The organism is Solimonas fluminis, from assembly GCF_002930645.1.
Lineage (GTDB): Bacteria > Pseudomonadota > Gammaproteobacteria > Nevskiales > Nevskiaceae > Solimonas_A > Solimonas_A fluminis.
Window position 1 is genome coordinate 384,878 of sequence record NZ_PSNW01000002.1, and the last position, 15,593, is coordinate 400,470.

At 70.1% G+C, this 15,593-nt stretch carries 17 protein-coding genes and 1 riboswitch; of the genes, 12 read left to right on the plus strand and 5 right to left on the minus strand.

Annotated features, from left to right (window positions below; translation table 11 throughout):
* Positions 1-43: 43 nt before the first annotated feature.
* Positions 44-463, minus strand: coding sequence for a GIY-YIG nuclease family protein (locus tag C3942_RS05615; protein ID WP_207765979.1), 420 nt, complete (start codon positions 461-463; stop codon positions 44-46).
* A 101-nt stretch (positions 464-564) separates the two neighbouring features.
* Between C3942_RS05615 and uvrD the strand changes: the two genes are divergently transcribed.
* The 3 genes from uvrD to C3942_RS05630 are packed head-to-tail and all read left to right on the plus strand — an operon-like array spanning position 565 to position 3,923.
* Positions 565-2,889, plus strand: coding sequence for a DNA helicase II (uvrD, locus tag C3942_RS05620; protein WP_104229381.1), 2,325 nt, complete (start codon positions 565-567; stop codon positions 2,887-2,889).
* Between the two features lie 24 nt (positions 2,890-2,913).
* Complete coding sequence (locus C3942_RS05625; protein ID WP_104229382.1) at positions 2,914-3,102, plus strand: hypothetical protein; 189 nt, start codon at positions 2,914-2,916, stop codon at positions 3,100-3,102.
* The gene (locus C3942_RS05630) at positions 3,099-3,923 is read left to right on the plus strand and encodes a M90 family metallopeptidase (RefSeq protein ID WP_243393523.1); all 825 of its coding nucleotides are present in this window, start codon (positions 3,099-3,101) and stop codon (positions 3,921-3,923) included. Before C3942_RS05625 ends, C3942_RS05630 begins: the two co-directional genes overlap by 4 nt.
* A 237-nt stretch (positions 3,924-4,160) precedes the next feature.
* Here the strand turns inward: C3942_RS05630 and C3942_RS05635 are convergent, their stop codons facing one another.
* Together C3942_RS05635 and argS are read right to left on the minus strand one after the other, a co-directional pair.
* A complete protein-coding gene (locus tag C3942_RS05635) occupies positions 4,161-4,766 on the minus strand; it encodes an SPOR domain-containing protein (protein WP_104229383.1) in 606 nt (201 codons plus the stop codon).
* Positions 4,767-6,566, minus strand: a complete 1,800-nt coding sequence (argS, locus tag C3942_RS05640; RefSeq protein ID WP_104229384.1) for an arginine--tRNA ligase — start codon at positions 6,564-6,566, stop codon at positions 4,767-4,769.
* An 85-nt stretch (positions 6,567-6,651) separates the two neighbouring features.
* A riboswitch (yybP-ykoY riboswitch) is annotated at positions 6,652-6,823 on the plus strand.
* 7 nt (positions 6,824-6,830) lie between these two features.
* Between argS and C3942_RS05645 the strand changes: the two genes are divergently transcribed.
* Positions 6,831-7,406: a TMEM165/GDT1 family protein gene (locus C3942_RS05645; protein WP_104229385.1), complete on the plus strand. Its 576-nt coding sequence runs from the start codon at positions 6,831-6,833 to the stop codon at positions 7,404-7,406.
* Between the two features lie 109 nt (positions 7,407-7,515).
* Here C3942_RS05645 and C3942_RS05650 read toward each other — a convergent pair whose 3' ends face one another.
* Complete coding sequence (locus C3942_RS05650; RefSeq protein WP_104229386.1) at positions 7,516-9,705, minus strand: primosomal protein N'; 2,190 nt, start codon at positions 9,703-9,705, stop codon at positions 7,516-7,518.
* A gap of 288 nt (positions 9,706-9,993) precedes the next feature.
* On the opposite strand from C3942_RS05650, the gene C3942_RS05655 reads away from it, so the two are divergent.
* The 7 genes from C3942_RS05655 to C3942_RS05685 all read left to right on the plus strand — a co-directional run bounded on the left by C3942_RS05655 (position 9,994) and on the right by C3942_RS05685 (position 13,844).
* Positions 9,994-10,401 (plus strand): hypothetical protein, encoded by a 408-nt coding sequence (locus C3942_RS05655; protein ID WP_104229387.1) that lies wholly within the window; start codon positions 9,994-9,996, stop codon positions 10,399-10,401.
* Positions 10,361-10,957 (plus strand): RNA polymerase sigma factor, encoded by a 597-nt coding sequence (locus C3942_RS05660; protein ID WP_104229388.1) that lies wholly within the window; start codon positions 10,361-10,363, stop codon positions 10,955-10,957. Before C3942_RS05655 ends, C3942_RS05660 begins: the two co-directional genes overlap by 41 nt.
* Positions 10,954-11,307 (plus strand): hypothetical protein, encoded by a 354-nt coding sequence (locus C3942_RS05665; RefSeq protein WP_104229389.1) that lies wholly within the window; start codon positions 10,954-10,956, stop codon positions 11,305-11,307. Before C3942_RS05660 ends, C3942_RS05665 begins: the two co-directional genes overlap by 4 nt.
* Complete coding sequence (locus C3942_RS05670; RefSeq protein WP_104229390.1) at positions 11,300-11,497, plus strand: hypothetical protein; 198 nt, start codon at positions 11,300-11,302, stop codon at positions 11,495-11,497. Before C3942_RS05665 ends, C3942_RS05670 begins: the two co-directional genes overlap by 8 nt.
* On the plus strand, positions 11,481-11,978 hold the full coding sequence (locus tag C3942_RS05675; RefSeq protein WP_165797334.1) for a DUF3106 domain-containing protein: 498 nt from the start codon (positions 11,481-11,483) through the stop codon (positions 11,976-11,978). Before C3942_RS05670 ends, C3942_RS05675 begins: the two co-directional genes overlap by 17 nt.
* Before the next feature lie 178 nt (positions 11,979-12,156).
* Positions 12,157-12,978 carry a sterol desaturase family protein gene (locus C3942_RS05680; RefSeq protein WP_104229392.1) on the plus strand — a complete coding sequence of 274 codons (822 nt, stop codon included), beginning with the start codon at positions 12,157-12,159 and terminating at the stop codon, positions 12,976-12,978.
* Entirely contained in the window at positions 12,975-13,844 is an 870-nt protein-coding gene (locus tag C3942_RS05685) for a DMT family transporter (protein WP_207765980.1), read from the plus strand. Before C3942_RS05680 ends, C3942_RS05685 begins: the two co-directional genes overlap by 4 nt.
* Before the next feature lie 203 nt (positions 13,845-14,047).
* On the opposite strand, the gene C3942_RS05690 is transcribed toward C3942_RS05685, so the two are convergent.
* On the minus strand, positions 14,048-14,974 hold the full coding sequence (locus tag C3942_RS05690) for an NADP-dependent oxidoreductase (protein ID WP_104229393.1): 927 nt from the start codon (positions 14,972-14,974) through the stop codon (positions 14,048-14,050).
* A 124-nt stretch (positions 14,975-15,098) separates the two neighbouring features.
* Here C3942_RS05690 and soxR point away from each other — a divergent pair, with 124 nt between their 5' ends.
* The gene (soxR, locus tag C3942_RS05695; protein WP_104229394.1) at positions 15,099-15,551 is read left to right on the plus strand and encodes a redox-sensitive transcriptional activator SoxR; all 453 of its coding nucleotides are present in this window, start codon (positions 15,099-15,101) and stop codon (positions 15,549-15,551) included.
* Positions 15,552-15,593: the final 42 nt, after the last annotated feature.

Here is a 15,593-nt window from a genome sequence, read left to right on the forward strand (position 1 = left end):
GGCCTGGCCGTTCATGCTTCGACAGGCTCAGCACGAACGGGTGTTATTGGCGGTCCTTGCTATCCAAATCCGTTCGTACTGAGCTTGTCGAAGTGCGGGCGGATTTGGAGCGCGCCAGACGGGAGACGTCTGCCCAGTCGCCTCGGATCAACGCTCGCTTCTTGTCCCGGCTCCAGCCCTTGATCTGCTGCTCCGCAGCCAGGGCTTCCTCCCGGCTCGCGAAATCCTGCGACCAGGCCAGTTTCACCGGGCGCTTGTCCAGGGTGTAGCAGCCTGGAATCTCTCCGGCCTGATGCTGGCCGATGCGGCGCTCAAGCTCGTCGGTGTGGCCCGTGTAGTAGGAGCCGTCGGCGCACTGCAGGATGTAGGTCCAGAAGGCGATGAGCTGAGGTCCGGTGGGCGGCCGTTCACCCTTCGACAGGCTCAGGGCGAACGGCAGGAGTGTTCGGTCAAGTGTAGCCAAGGCTAGAGGAATCCGTTCGTGCTGAGCCTGTCGAAGTACGGGCGGATTCAGAGCACCGAAGCCAGCCGCGGCCCTCCGCGCTAAAGGGCTAAAATACCCGCATGGATTTCCTCCCCCCCACCGACCCCCGCGTCGTCGCCCTCACCCGCGACCTGAACCCCGCCCAGCGCGAGGCGGTGACGGCGCCGCCGGAGCACCGGCTGGTGCTGGCGGGCGCCGGCTCCGGCAAGACGCGGGTGCTGACGCACCGCGTGGCCTGGCTGATCGCGGTGGAAGGCGTCTCGCCGCAGTCGATCCTGGCGGTGACCTTCACCAACAAGGCCGCCAACGAAATGCGCGGCCGCATCGAGCAGCTGATCAACGTGCCGGTGCGCTCGATGTGGGTCGGCACCTTCCACGGCATCGCGCACCGCATGCTGCGCCTGCACTGGAAGGAGGCCAGGCTGCCGCAGAACTTCCAGATCCTGGATGCGGACGACCAGCAGCGCCTGGTCAAGCGCGTGATCAAGGCACTGGACCTGGACGAGGACAAATACCCGGCCAAGGCCCTCACGGGCTGGATCAATGCCCGCAAGGAAGAGGCCGAGCGCCCGGAGCACATCCAGGACACCGGCGACTTTGCGATGCGCCAGTTCGTGCGCGTCTACACCGCCTACGAGGAGCAGTGCCGCCGCAGCGGGCTGGTGGACTTCGCGGAGCTGCTGCTGCGCGCCTACGAGCTCTGCCGCGACAACCCGGATATCCAGCGCCACTACCGCACGCGCTTCCGCCACGTGCTGGTCGACGAGTTCCAGGACACCAACAAGCTGCAGTACGACTGGCTGCGCGTGCTGGCCGGCGATCGCGGCGTGCTGTTCGCGGTGGGCGACGATGACCAGTCGGTCTACTCCTGGCGCGGCGCGCGCGTGGAGAACATGCTGCACCTGCAGCGCGACTTCCTCGGCACCGAGGTGGTGCGCCTGGAGCAGAACTACCGCTCCACCGGCACCATCCTGCGCGCGGCCAACGGGCTGATCGCGAAGAACAGCGGGCGCCTGGGCAAGAACCTGTGGACCGACGGCGGCGACGGCGAGGCGATCCAGCTCTACGCCGCCTTCAACGAGTACGACGAGGCCGAATTCGTCGTCAACCGCATCCGCGACGGCGTGGAAGGACGCCGCCGCTACAGCGATCACGCGATCCTCTACCGCACCGGCGCGCAGTCGCGCGTGGTGGAAGAAATCCTGATCCGCAACCGCATGCCGTACCGCATCACCGGCGGCCTGAAGTTCTTCGAGCGCCAGGAAATCAAGGACGCGCTGGCCTTCCTGCGGCTGCTGCACATCCGTGACGACGACACCAGCTTCGAGCGCGCGGTGGGAACGCCGCCGCGCGGCATCGGCGCCACCACCGTCGAGAAGCTGCGCCTCTGGGCGCGCGAGCAGGACATCTCGCTGTGGGCGGCGGCCAAGCTCGGCCAGCAGCACCTGGGGCGCTCCGCCAACGCGGTGAACCAGTTCATGGCGCTGATCGACGCGATCGCGGCCGAGGGCAAGGACCTGCCGCTGTCGCAGCTCACCGAGCTGGTGATCGCGCGTACCGGCCTGCGCGACCACTACCGCAAGGAGAAAGGCGAGCAGGCCGAATCGCGCCTGGAGAACCTGGACGAACTGGTCAGCGCCGCGCGCGGCTTCGAGCTGCTGCCGTTGCCGCAGGGCGATGACCAGCTGCCCGAGATGGACCCCTTGACCAATTTCCTGGCGCATGCGGCGCTGGAGGCCGGCGAGCAGCAGGCCGGACCCGGCGAGGAGAGCGTGCAGCTGATGACGCTGCACGCGGCCAAGGGCCTGGAGTTCCCGGTGGTGTTCCTGGTGGGCGTGGAGAACGGCCTGTTCCCCAACATGCGCTCGATCGAGGAGGGCAACATCGAGGAAGAGCGCCGCCTGTGCTACGTCGGCATCACCCGTGCCCGCGAGCAGCTCTACGTGTCCTACGCCGAGGTGCGCCGCGTGCACGGCGTGGAGCAGATCGGCAGCCCCTCGCAGTTCCTCAAGGAAATCCCTTCCGAGACGCTGCAGGAGACGCGGCCCCGCGCCCAGGTGCTGCGCCCGGCCTTCATCGCGCGCGAGTCCGGCTATGGCGGCGGTGGCTATTCCCGAGGTGGCGGCGGCTACGGCAACAGCGGCGGCGGCCGCGGCGGCGACGAGTACCCGCGCGGCGGCTACGCCGGCTACGACCGCCAGAACGCGGCGCGTACCCTGCTCAAGGAAAGCAGCATCGGCCCCGGCGGCTTCTCGCTGGGCCAGCGCGTGAAGCATGCCAAGTTCGGCGAGGGCACCATCCTGAGCTTCGACGGCGATGGCGACCGCGCGCGCGCCGAGGTGAAGTTCAAGACCGCCGGGAACAAGTGGCTGCTGTTGTCGGTCGCAAACCTGCAGGCGCTTTAGCTTGCCTGCAAGCAGGAGGTTGCCATGGGCGCTGAATTCTTCTGGGTTGCCGTGCTGGTGGTCATCCTGCTGGCGGGGCCCTTCGCGACCCTGCGCGCCGTCTCCGCGTATCGCCTGCGGGTCAGCGAGTCGGTGAAGAAGCGCCAGAAGGAAATGGAAGCGAAGGAAAAGGCCGAGGAAGGCAGCGGCGACAAGCCGCGCGGGTTCTGGTGAGCGACGCGCAGGGCCTGATCGGCTTGCTCGTCGTCGCCGGCCTCGTGCTGGCGCTGTGGCGCCTGTTCCGGCCGGCGCCGCTGGCCGCGCAGCCGCTGCCGGAGCACTGGCAGGCGCGCCTGGCGGAGCTGGTGCCGCCTTCCGCCTGGGTGCCGCCCGGGCTGCGCGCCCTGTACGAATCCCGCGTCGAGACCTTCCTGAAGACCAAGCGCTTCGTGCCCTGCGGCGGCCTTGAGCAGGTCGGCGACGAGCAGCGCCTGGCCATCGCCGGTTATGCCGGCCTGCTGCTGCTGCGGCCGGACGCGCAGGTGTTTCCCGAGCTGCGCAGCGTGCTGCTCTACCCCGACGCCTTCCTGGTGCCGCAGACCGAGCCCGACGAAATGGGCCTGGTGCCGGACGACCCGGAGGAGCGCCTGGGCGAATCCTGGGCCGGCGAGCGCGTGCTGCTGTCCTGGACCGATGTCGAGGCGGCGCAGCTGGGCGACAGCGTCAACGTGGTGGTGCACGAGTTCGCCCACCAGCTCGACGACGAGCACCACGGCGGCGATGGCGCGCCGCGCCTGCAGGACTACGGCCGCTGGTCGGAGATCATGCAGAAGGAGTACGCCCGACTGCAGCGCCACCGCCGCCCGCCGGTGCTGGACCCCTACGGCGCGGAAAGCCCCGGCGAGTTCTTCGGCGTGGTCACGGAAGCCTTCTTCCAGCGGCCGCAGGAACTGCAGCGGCATCATGCCGAGCTGTATGCGCTGCTGGCGGATTACTACCGGCTGGATCCGGTGGCTGCCTTGCAGGGGGCCGTGGCGGAAGGAGCCCCCTCATGAGCACCGCCCCGACCGTTCGTGCCGAGTAGCCTCGTGACCCCGAGCGCCGCGAAGCGGCTTATCGAGGGGGAGCGTGCGTATCGAGGCAGGGTGGCGTACCTCGATACGCGGCGCTACTCGGTGTGAGCGGTTCGGTGGCGAATCCAGGATAAAGCGGGTTGGTGTCCACGATGACCACGGACCTCATGACGCTAGGATCCCCCGCGCACAGCGCGGGGGGCCCTCCACGCTATGAGGTCACTTTACCTTCACCACCATCGCCTGGATGCCGTTGTCTTCCAGGCGGTTGCTGATGATCTGCACCTTGCCGAAGTCCTTCAGCGGGCCGACGCGGACGCGGTAGAAGGTGTCGGAGCCGTCGATGGTGACGGTCTCGATGCGGGACTCGATGCCGAGCAGCGCCAGCGTGGCCTTCTGTTTGTCGGCTTCCTCGCGGTCGCGGTAGGAGGCGACCTGGATGACGTAGGTCGAGCCGTCGCCGGCGGCGGGAGTCTTGGCGGCTTCCTTGTCGCCGCGCGGCACCACCACTTCCTCGCTGGGCAGCAGCTCGTAGAAGGTGAAGCGTGCCTTCTCCTTGGGCGGCAGCTTCACCGTCTCCTTCGGTTCCTTCTTCGGCTTGGCGGCAGGCCCTGCTGCCGGTTCTTCCGTGATCTCGCCCGCCGGCTGCGCGCTGGGCATGCCGCCGGCCGGACGCTTGATGTAGACGAAGGCCGCCACCACCAGGCCGATGGCCAGGCCGAAGATCAGCCAGACCCAGCCGGGCATGCCGCCGCCACCGCCGCCACCGCGGCCCTTGGCCTGCCGGCCGCCGCGCTTCGGCGAGTGTGCGTAATCGCGTGCCATTTATTCAGCGACCTCTTCGCGGTACATCTTCTCGGGGGCGCTGACGCCCAGGATGCCCAAGGCATTGCGCAGCACCTGCGCCACGGCGCTGATCAGCGCCAGGCGGGCGTTCTGCAGCTCGGCATCGTCCTCCACCAGGAAGCGGTGCACGTTGTAGTAGCTGTGCAGGCCCTCGGCCAGTTCCTTGAGGAAGAACACCAGCGTATGCGGCGTGTAGTCGGCGGCGGCGCGGCGCAGCGTCTCGGGGTAGCGGTTGAGCAGCGTCAGCAGGGCCTTCTCGTGCTCGTTGTCCAGGCGCTGCAGCGCGGCGACCCCGGCGGCGGGGTCGAACTTGCCGCCCTTCTCGGCCAGCTGGTCGAACACGCGGCAGATGCGCGCATGCGCGTACTGCACGTAGAACACCGGGTTCTCGGTGGTCTGCGAGCGGGCCAGGTCGATGTCGAATTCCAGGTGCTGCTCGTGTCCGCGCATCAGGTAGAAGAAGCGCGTGGCGTCGGTGCCGGCCTCGTCGATCAGGTCCTGCAGCGTGACGAAGTTGCCGCTGCGCTTGCCCATGCGCCCGGACGACAGCGTGACGAACTGGATCAGCTGGACGTTGAGCGCGTCCTTGCGGCCGGTGAGGGCCTCGATGGCGGCGCGCACACGGGCGATGTAGCCGTGGTGGTCGGCGCCCCAGACGTCCATCAGCAGGTTCCAGCCCCGGTCGAGCTTGTCGACGTGGTAGGCCAGGTCGTTGCAGAAGTAGGTGGCGGCGCCGTCGGCCTTCACCAGCACGCGGTCCTTCTCGTCGCCGTAGGCCTCGGTCTTCATCCAGACCGCGCCGTCCTTGTCGTAGACCAGGCCCTGGTCGCGCAGGCGCTTGATGGCCTTCTCCACGAAGCCGCTCTTCACCAGCTCGGCCTCGGAGGACCACTGGTCGAAGCCGACGTTGAAGTCGGACAGGGTCTTGCGGATCACGCCGAGCTGGTCGTCCAGCGCGATGCGCTGCAGCTGGGCATAGCCCTCGCCCAGCAGGCTGCGCGCGCGCTGGATCAGCGTGTCGGCGTAGGCTTCCTGCTGCAGCTTGATCTCTTCCTTCTGCTTGTCGCTGGCGCCCTCCGGCACCACCGGCTCGGCGGCCAGGCCGTCGAGCACCGCATCAGCCCCGCGCTTGAGCGCGTCGCCGTGGGCGTCCTTCACCTTCTGCGCGGTGCGGCGGATGTAGTCGGCCGGGTAGCCGCGCTTGGGGAAGGGCAGCGTCACGCCGCAGAGTTCCAGGTAGCGGATCCATACCGAGATCGCGAGGATGTCCACCTGGCGGCCGGCATCGTTGATGTAGTACTCGCGCCAGACGGTCCAGCCGGTGGCGGCCAGCAGGTTGCAGATGCTGTCGCCGTAGGCGGCGCCGCGGCCGTGGCCGACGTGCATCGGGCCGGTAGGGTTGGCGGAGACGAACTCCACCATGATCTTCCCCGCCTTGCCGCTGCGGTCGGTGCCGTAGTCGGCGCCCTGCTTCAGCACCTCGGCGACCACCGCCTGGAAGGCCGACTGGTTCAGGAAGAAGTTGATGAAGCCGGGGCCGGCGATCTCCACCTTGGCCACCTGGGCCGAGGAAGGCAGCTTCTGCACCAGCTTCTCGGCGACGGCGCGCGGCGGCTGCCCCAGCGGCTTGGCCAGCTGCAGGGCGAGGTTGGTCTGGAAGTCGCCGAACTTGGCGTCCTTGGTGGCATCCAGCTGGATGGCCGGGGCGGCGTCGGTGCCGGCCTCGGCCAGCAGCGCGTCGAGGGCGGCGCGCAGCAGGTCGTGCAAATGGGCTTTCATCAGCGTTGAATCAGGTGTTTAAGGTGCGAATTGTAGCCGGCCCCGGCCCCAAGGATGGGCTTCGGGGTCCTATTGGGGTATGATCGCGACCGTTTTTGGGGAGTAGCGCCTCGCGCAAGCGAGGGGATGCGTCAACATACTTGGCCCTCATGGCCATGGTGCATCCAGCCTTTCCGGCATGCGAGACCAAGACAGCCATGCTGCGCCGCCGGGCGCCTGCGTGGGTGTCTTGCGTCCATCTCGCGCCCGGCCGGAGTATCCAAAGTGGAAGCCTTTTTCGTCTCGACCGGCGCCGTGTTCCTCGGCGAGATCGGTGACAAGACCCAGCTGCTCGCCCTGCTGCTCGCCAGCCGTTTCCCGCATCGCCCCTGGGCGCTGATCGCGGGCATCCTCGTCGCCACCCTGTTCAACCATGCCCTGGCGGGCCTGGCCGGCCAGTGGCTGCGCGGCCTGCTGGACCCGGCCTGGCTGCCCTGGATCGTCGGCTTCTCCTTCATCGGCGTGGGCCTGTGGGCGCTGAAGCCCGATACCGTCGAGCAGGACGAGGCCGAGCGCGCCGGCCGCAGCGTGTTCTGGATCACCACGCTCTGCTTCTTCCTGGCCGAGATCGGCGACAAGACCCAGGTTGCCACCACCGTGCTGGCGGTGAAGTACGAGGCCTTGGCGGCAGTGGTCGCGGGCACCACCACCGGCATGCTGCTGGCGGACGTGCCAGTGGTGTTCCTGGGCGCGGCCCTGGCGTCCAGGCTGCCGCTGAAGCCGATCCGGTTCGCGGCGGCGGGCCTGTTCGTGGTGCTGGGCGTGCTGACGCTGGTGTTTGGGCGGAGCCTGGCGCACTAACTCCCGAACCGTTCATGCCGAGTGCCGCGAAGCGGTGTATCGAGGCCCGCGCGGCACCTCGATACGCAACGCTTCGCGGCGCTACTCGGTGTGAACGGGTGGGGGCTTGCTAGAAAAGGTCCGCCGGATCCACGTCCACCGACCAGCGGACCTTCCTGGCTTCCGGCAATCCGTCCAGCCGCGTGACGCAGGCGGCCAGCAGTTTCTGCAGGGCGGCGCGGCTGCCGGACTGCAGCAGGAGCTGGGCGCGGGTGAAGCCGCCGCGGCGCTCCATCAGCGCCGGCACCGGGTCGGACAGCATCACGCCGTCGGCATGCGGGGCCAGCAGCTCGCGGGCGGCGGCGAGGAAGCGCAGGGGCAGTTCCGCCTCCATGGACTCGGCGCGCAGCAGGGCCAGGTGCGAGTACGGCGGCAGGCCGGCGGCCTCGCGCTCGGCCAGCAGCAGCTCGGCCAGGGCGGGATAGCCGCCCCGCATCAATTGCTGAAGGGCCGGGTGCTCCGGCTCGTGGGTCTGCAGCAGGACCTCCGCGGGCGGAGCGGCGTCGCCCTGGATGCCGGCGCTGCGGCCGGCGCGGCCCGCCACCTGGGTGACGAGCTGGCCCATGCGCTCCACGGCGCGGAAGTCGGCGCCGTACAGGGCCTGGTCGGCGCTGACGATGCCCACCAGCGACAGGCCGGGGAAGTCATGGCCCTTGGCCAGGATCTGGGTGCCGACCAGGATCCGGATGTCGCCGCTGCGGATGCCGGCAAGCAGCTGTTCCAGTTCGCCTTTCTTGGCTAGGCGATCGGAGTCGAAGCGCTCGGTGCGCACCATCGGGAAGCGGTTGCGCAGGGCGTCCTCGATGCGCTCGGTGCCCTCGCCGACCGGCTGCAGGTTCTTGCCGCCGCAGCTCGCGCAGGCGCTGGGCGCGGGTTGCTGCGCACCGCAGTGGTGGCAGATCAGCCGGCGGCGGCCGCGGTGCAGGGTCATGCGCGCATCGCAGTGCGCGCAGGGGGCGATCCAGCCGCAGTCGTGGCACAGCAGCATCGGCGCGTAGCCGCGGCGGTTGATGAACAGCAGGGCCTGGCCGCCGGCGTCGAGGTGCTGCTGCACCTTGTCGAGCAGCGGCGCCGACAGGCCGTGCTGCAGCGTCTGCCCGCGCAGGTCCAGCGCGCGCACCTGCGGCGGGGCGCCGCGGCCGACGCGTGCGGACAGCTCGATGCGGCGGTAGCGGCCCGTCCGGGCGTTGTGCAGGGTTTCCAGCGCCGGGGTGGCGCTGCCCAGGATCAGCGGGATGCCCAGGCGCTGGGCGCGCAGCACGGCGACGTCGCGGGCCGAGTAGCGGAAGCCTTCCTGCTGCTTGTAGGAGGGGTCGTGCTCCTCGTCGATCACGATCAGCTCCAGCCGGGCGAAGGGCAGGAACACGGCGGAGCGGGTGCCCACCACGACGCGCGCGGCGCCGCTGCGGGCGCGCAGCCAGCTTTTGGTCCGTTCGCCCTCGCTCATGCCGGAGTGGAAGGCGGCCACGCCCTCGCCGAAGCGCTGCTGCAGCCGCGCGACCAGCTGCGGCGTCAGGCCGATCTCGGGGGCCAGCACCAGGGCCTGGCCGCCGCGCTCCAGCACTTCCGCCACCCGGCGCAGGTAGAGCTCGGTCTTGCCGCTGCCGGTGACGCCCTGCAGCAGGGCCACGTCGAAGCCGCCGGTGGCCTGCAACGCGGTCCATGCTGCACTCTGCTCGGGGGTGAGCTCCGGCGGTGTTTCGGCCAGCGTGAACGGCAGGGCAGCGGCCGGCACCGTCTCCACCCAGCCCGATTCCAGGGCGGTGGCCAGGGCCGGGCCGCGCGGCAGGGCGGAGCGCGGTTGCGGGCCGGGACCCAGGGCCTGCAGCAGGCTGCGCAGGGCCTTCTTGCGGCTGGGCAGTTCCGCCAGGGCGGCGGAGCCGGAGCGGGTCAGGCGCAGGCCGGCGTCGTCCGGCAGCCGGGCCGGCTGGCCGCGGCGCAGGTTGCCCGGCAGCAGCGCCCAGATCACCTCGCCCGGCGGGTGCCGGTAGTAGTCCGCCGCCCAGCGCGCCAGGCCCAGCATTTCGCGCGGCAGCAGGGTCTCTTCGTCCAGCAGCTCCTCGACATGGCGGTACTGCGCCAGGTCACCCCCCGCCTCGCGCGGCGCTTCCAGCGCCACCCCCACCAGCTGCCGGCGCCCGAACGGCACCTTGACGCGCATGCCTGGCTGCAGCCGTCCGCGCAGCCGCGCCGGCACCAGGTAATCGAAGGTCTTGTAGAGCGGCACCGGGACGGCAACCGCCACCAATTCGAGGCTCACGGAGGCTGTGGATAAATTTGGGGATAGTTCCGGCTAGTAAATCTGGCTCATGTCGAGGCGGGCTAGCGTCATCTTTGCGGCTCTGCAACTTCGAAAATAAGCATATTCAATTCAGTAACTTCTACCGACATTACTGCATTGTGAAGCTGTCAAGGCTTGACCGCCGCCCGAATTCGGGCGCACTGGTGTTGTGCATAAGCATGTTGCACTGCACCGAAACTCGGCCGGTCAACCGGTTCGCGGTTGGCACGTTTTATCTCGTACCACAGCCCGCAGGGAGATTGTCCCATGAGAACCCCAGTATCCGCCGTTTTCGGCCTGATGACGCTGGCCTTTTCCGCCACCCCGGTCCTGGCCGACAGCCCGGCGAACAAGCGCCTGGATGCCAAGGGCGAGCGCATCGAGGAGCGCCTGGACCGCCGGGGCGACCGCCGCGACGAGCGTCTCGACGCCAAGGGCGAGCGCATCGAAAACCGCCTGGACCGCCGCGCCGACCGCGCCGAGGCCCATGGCAACGAGGCCCGGGCCGAGCGCCTGGAAAACAAGGGCGACCGTATCGAGGACCGCCTGGATCGTCGCGGCGACCATGCCGATGAGCGCCTGGACCGCAAGGGGGAGCGCGTCGAGAACCGCCTGGACGCCAAGGGTGACCGCATTGAACGCCGCCGTGACCGTCGACGCGACGCTGACCAGTAAACTCGGCGGGGTGAGCACCGCCGATCTCCAGTCCCTCGACGCTTTCCTGGCGTCGGTAGAGCGCCGTGCCTTCCGCATGGCGGAAGTCGCCACGCGCGACCGCGACGAGGCCCTGGATATCGTGCAGGACGCCATGCTGCAGCTGTCGCGGCGCTATGCGGCCCGCCCGGCGCAGGAATGGCCGGCGCTGTTCTACCGCATCGTCGAGAACCGCATCCGCGACTGGCAGCGCCGGCAGACGGTGAAGAACCGCCTGTTCTTCTGGCGTGCCCCGGCGCGGGACGAAGAAGAGGACGAGGACCCGATGGCCTTGGTCCCGGAACCTGGGGCGGGCCCGCAGGAAGAACTGCAGAAGGTGGAGCAGATGCGCCGCCTGGAGCAGGCCCTGCGGAGCCTGCCGGCGCGCCAGCGCGAGGCCTTCGAGCTGCGTCTCTGGGAGGGGCTCAGCGTGGAGGACACGGCGCGCGCCATGGGCTGCAGCGACGGCAGCGTCAAGACACATCTGCACCGCGCGCTCGCCGCGCTGCGCCAGGAACTGGAGGGGGTCTGGCCATGAACAACGAACAAGAGGAGCGGCTGGAGGCGCTGCGCCAGGCGCTGCGCGACAGCGAGCGGCTGGACATGGTGGCCGCCGCGAAGCTGCGTGCCGCCCGTGCCCGCGCGGTCGATGCCGCCCGCCGCCCGGCCCGGCCCTGGCTCTGGGCCGTACCGGCCGCCGCCACGGCGGTGCTGGTGGCGGCGCTGTGGCTGCCAGGGGCTCCGCCGGTGACCGGGCCACAGCCGCAGGCCGCGGGGACCGCGGTCGCGTCCGAGGCGCTCGACGTGCTGACCGACGAGCAGTCGCCGGACTTCTACCAGGACCTGGAACTGTACGAGTGGCTGGACCGGGAGGCGGGCCGTGCTTGAGGGCCTGCTGCTGCTGGCCGCCGCGGCGCTGCCGCCCAAGGCCGCCGCGCCGAGCGCGGAGCTGCTGGAGTTCCTGGCCGAGTGGCCGGACGAGGCGGCACAAGGCCTGTTCGACCAGCGGGCCGGGGCTTCGGGAAAGGACAAGGAACAGGATGAACGCCAGGAGAAGCCCGATGCGAAGCGTCGCTAGCCTCGTCGCCCTGCTGGGCCTGCTGTGGCTGGGCCCGGGGCAGGCGGCCACGGACTGGGCGCAGCTCAGCCCCGCCCAGCGCGAGGTGCTGGAACCGATGCGCGAGCAGTGGGCGGCCCTGCCCGGCGAGAAGCAGGACCGCCTCGCCCGCGGCGCGGAGCGCTGGACCCAGCTCAGCCCGGAGCAGCGCGAGCATGCGCGCCAGCGCCTGGAGCACTGGCGCCAGATGTCGCCGGAGGAGCGCCAGCAGATGCGCGACAAGCGCGACCGCTTCCGCCGCCTGACGCCGGAGCAGCGCGAGCGCCTGCGCGAGCGCGCCGAGCAGTTCCGCCGGCTGCCGCCGGAGGAGCAGGAGCGCATCCGCCAGCGCTTCCGCGAACTGCGTGAACAGCACCGGCCGCCGGGCGAGGAGGAGCGCAGGCTGCTGGGCTGCGAACCGGGCGAGCCCTGCAAGCCGCCGAAGGACCGGCGACCACGCTAAGGGATGCCACACCGGCGGGACGGCAACTCCCTCGTTGACCCCCGGCCCGGCCCTCCGCGGCCGGGCGTCCAGCGGGGCAAATGCCCACTGCAGGTTCGCCTCTTCCGCATCACCCGCCGCGGTGAATCCCCATGGCCGTCAAGCCGGCGGCTTGGGCGGCAGGTGTAAGCTGTGCGCCATGCCTGAGTTCATCGCCGCCGCCTACGCCGACCCGCGCTTCGTCTGGGTGGGCCTCGCCACGGTCCTGCTCAGCGCCTTCGGCTTCCTGGCCTTCGCGCTGCCGCTGACGGCGCTGGCGGCGCGCGACCCGGCCTGGGCACGGCGCTGGAAGATCCAGAACCCGCGCGGTGCCTCTGCCCTGTCGCAGGAAGAGGCGGAGCGCCGCGGCATCCTGGTGCAGGGGCCGCGCATGCTGCGCGAGTCGCTATGGGCCTGGGCGCGCAACAACCTCTGCATGCTGGCCGTCACCCTCGCCGCCTGGCCGCTGATGAGCCTGTCGGGCGTGCATCTCGGACCGGTTCCCGCCGGCTGGTGGTGGCTGTTCCCGCTGCAGCTGCTGTTCTGCATCTACCTGGACGACTTCCTCTACTACTGGATGCACCGCGCGATGCACACGCGCTGGCTGCTGTCGAACGTGCACGGCCGGCATCACCGCGTGCTGGCGCCCTGGGCCGTCACCGGCCATTACATGCATCCGGTGGAGTACGTGCTGACCGGATCGCTGGCCTTCCTCGGGCCTTCGCTGCTCGGTGCGCATGTCGCCCTGCTGTGGACCTGGATCCTGTTCCGGCAATGGGAGGCGGCCGAGGGCCATTGCGGCTACGCCTTCCCCTGGTCGCCGACGCGCTGGCTGCCGTTCTCCGACGGCGCGCTGCACCACGATGCCCACCATGCGCGCGTGCGCGGCAACTACGCCGGCTTCCTCGGACTCTGGGACCGGCGCTTCCGCACCGAAGTGCGCGGCTACGACGAGATGCTGCAAGGCTGGAAGTCGCGTTGAGCCGCCGGCTGTCGCCCCTGACGGCCCTGCTGGGCGGCGCGTCCCTGATCGGCCTGGCGCCGATCTTCGTGCGCCTGGCCGACGTGGGCCCTACCGCGGTCGCCTTCTGGCGCGTGGCGCTGGCGGCACCGGTGTTCGCGCTGCTGATGATGCGCAAGGAGGGCTTCGGCGCGGCCAGGGCCCGCTCGCTGGGCTGGCTGGTCCTGGCCGGCCTGTTCTTTGTCGGCGACCTTGCCGTCTGGCACCAGTCGATCCTGTGGACCTCGGTGGCCAACTCCACGCTGCTGACCAACCTCGCGCCGGTCTGGGTGACGCTGGCGGCCTGGCTGCTGTGGCAGGAGCGGGTCAACGCGGCTTTCGCCGGCGGCATCCTGCTGGCATTGCTGGGCGCGCTGCTGCTGATGGCCGACAGCCTGGAGGTATCGCGACAGACGCTGATCGGCGACCTGCTGGCGGTGCTCACCTCGCTGTTCTATGCCGGCTACCTGCTGGTGCTGAGCCGCCAGCGGCGGCTGCACTCGACGCTGGCGGTGATGTTCTGGACCAGCGCCAGCGCGGCAGTGGTACTGCTGCCGCTGGCCCTGCTGATGGGCGAAACGATCCTGCCGGCGTCCGCGCAGGGCTGGGCGGTGCTGGCCGGCCTGGCGCTGCTGTCGCATGCGATGGGCCAGGGCCTGATCGCCTACGGCTTCGCGCACCTGCCGGCCTCGTTCTCGTCGGTCAGCCTGCTGCTGCAGCCGCTGGCCGCCGGTGCCTTTGCCTGGCTGCTGCTGGGCGAGCATTTTGGCGTGCAGCAGGCGCTGGGCGGCGCGGTGGTGCTGGCGGGCATCCTGTGGTGCCGCCGGGCCATGAAAGATGATGGTTGAAAAGCCGTTGTGGGAGCGGCTTCAACCGCGATCCTTCATGGCACGGTCCTCCGAAGGCCAGCGTGTACAGCGGCAAGCCGTCCAGAGCGCACCACGGCGGGCATCGCGGTGGTGATGGCGAGGTACTCGAAGCCGATCCGCGAGATCGGCGCGACGATGCCGGTGGCCAGCGCGCGGTAGGGGGCGCGACATCAGGCCCTGGTTCACGGCTCGCGCCCGATGCGCAGCACCAGCTTGCCGCGGACGTGGCCGGTCTCGATCTCGCGGTGCGCGGCCGCGGCGTCCTCCAGCGGGTAGCGGCCGGAGACGTGCACGCGCAGCTGGCCCTGGGCCTGCAGCTGCAGCAGTTCGGCCAGGCGTGCCGCGGAGCGCTGGCTGCGCACCGCCTGCACGCCGAAGAGCTCGGCCTTGATGAAATCCACCAGCGTGACGATGCGGCGGCGCTGGCGCACCAGCTCCACCGATACGTACAGGGCCTGGCCGCCGGCGGCGTCCAGCGCCGCGTCGATTCCTTGCGGCGCCATCGCGCGCAGGCGTTCCAGCAGCCCGGCGCCATACTCCACCGGCTCGGCGCCGAGCACGCGCAGGTAGTCGTGGTTGCGCGTGCTGGCGGTGCCGATCACGCGCAGGCCGCGCGCCCGCGCGAGCTGCACCGCCATGCTGCCGACGCCGCCGGCGGCACCGTGCACCAGCAGCGTCTCGCCGCGCTTCAGCGCCAGCGCTTCCAGCGCGGTATGCGCGGTCTGCCCGGAGGCGGACAGCGCCGCCGCTTCGTCCCAGGACAGGATCGAGGGCTTGTGCAGCAACTGCGCGGCCGGCACCACGACGTACTCGGCGCAGGCATTGAGCAGCGTCCAGCCCAGCACCGCCTCGCCGTGCCGGAAATGCCCGATCCCCTCGCCGACGCGATCCACCAGGCCCGAGAATTCGTTGCCCGGCGTCACCGGCAGGCGGGAGGTGAAGGCGCCGCCCTGCGCGAAGAAGCCGCGGCGCAGGGCCGCGTCCACCGGCTGCAGGCCGGCGGCGATCACGCGCACGCGCAACTCGCCGGGACCCGGCTCCGGCAGCGGGCGGCGGCCGATCTTCAGCACCTCGGGTCCGCCGTATTCCTCGATCAGCAGAGCGCGCATGGCGGCGGGAGCCGCGGGGCACGAGGCAGCGGCCTTCAGGCGGACAACGACGGGGCTGTTCATGCTTGACCTCTTCAGGGCTGGGGATCAGCATAGAACCTCAACTTAAGTTGAGGTCAAGGACATGCCTTCTCCCTTCGACGAGCTCAGCGTGGGCCAGGTCGCCAAGCGCAGCGGCGTCGCCGTTTCCACGCTGCACTTCTACGAGAGCCGGGGGCTGATCCGCAGCCGCCGCAATGCCGGCAACCAGCGCCGCTACACGCGCGACACGCTGCGCCATATCGCGATCATCCGCGTGGCGCAGCGCGTGGGCATCCCCCTGGAGACCATCGGCGCGGCGCTGGCGAAGCTGCCGGAAGGACGCACGCCGACGCTGGCGGACTGGACGCGGCTGTCGCGCAGCTGGCGCGAGGAGCTCGATGCGCGCATCGAGCAGCTGACGCAGCTGCGCGACCAGCTCACCGACTGCATCGGCTGCGGCTGCCTGTCCATCGAGCGCTGCCGCCTGCGCAACCCCTACGACAAGCTGGCGGCCGAGGGTCCCGGGCCCCGGCGGCTCCTGAAGCCGAAGGACTGAGCAAGATCCGGCAAGTATTCCCGCCAGAACGGGTACAGACTG

Coding starts and splice junctions, on each gene's coding strand:
- C3942_RS05635 (WP_104229383.1), bottom strand. CDS start 4,766: ATGGCACGCGATTACGCACACTCGCCGAAGCGCGGCGGCCGGCAGGCC.
- argS (WP_104229384.1), bottom strand. CDS start 6,566: ATGAAAGCCCATTTGCACGACCTGCTGCGCGCCGCCCTCGACGCGCTG.
- C3942_RS05625 (WP_104229382.1), top strand. CDS start 2,914: ATGGGCGCTGAATTCTTCTGGGTTGCCGTGCTGGTGGTCATCCTGCTG.
- soxR (WP_104229394.1), top strand. CDS start 15,099: ATGCCTTCTCCCTTCGACGAGCTCAGCGTGGGCCAGGTCGCCAAGCGC.
- C3942_RS05690 (WP_104229393.1), bottom strand. CDS start 14,974: ATGCGCGCTCTGCTGATCGAGGAATACGGCGGACCCGAGGTGCTGAAG.
- C3942_RS05655 (WP_104229387.1), top strand. CDS start 9,994: ATGAGAACCCCAGTATCCGCCGTTTTCGGCCTGATGACGCTGGCCTTT.
- uvrD (WP_104229381.1), top strand. CDS start 565: ATGGATTTCCTCCCCCCCACCGACCCCCGCGTCGTCGCCCTCACCCGC.
- C3942_RS05675 (WP_165797334.1), top strand. CDS start 11,481: ATGCGAAGCGTCGCTAGCCTCGTCGCCCTGCTGGGCCTGCTGTGGCTG.
- C3942_RS05665 (WP_104229389.1), top strand. CDS start 10,954: ATGAACAACGAACAAGAGGAGCGGCTGGAGGCGCTGCGCCAGGCGCTG.
- C3942_RS05680 (WP_104229392.1), top strand. CDS start 12,157: ATGCCTGAGTTCATCGCCGCCGCCTACGCCGACCCGCGCTTCGTCTGG.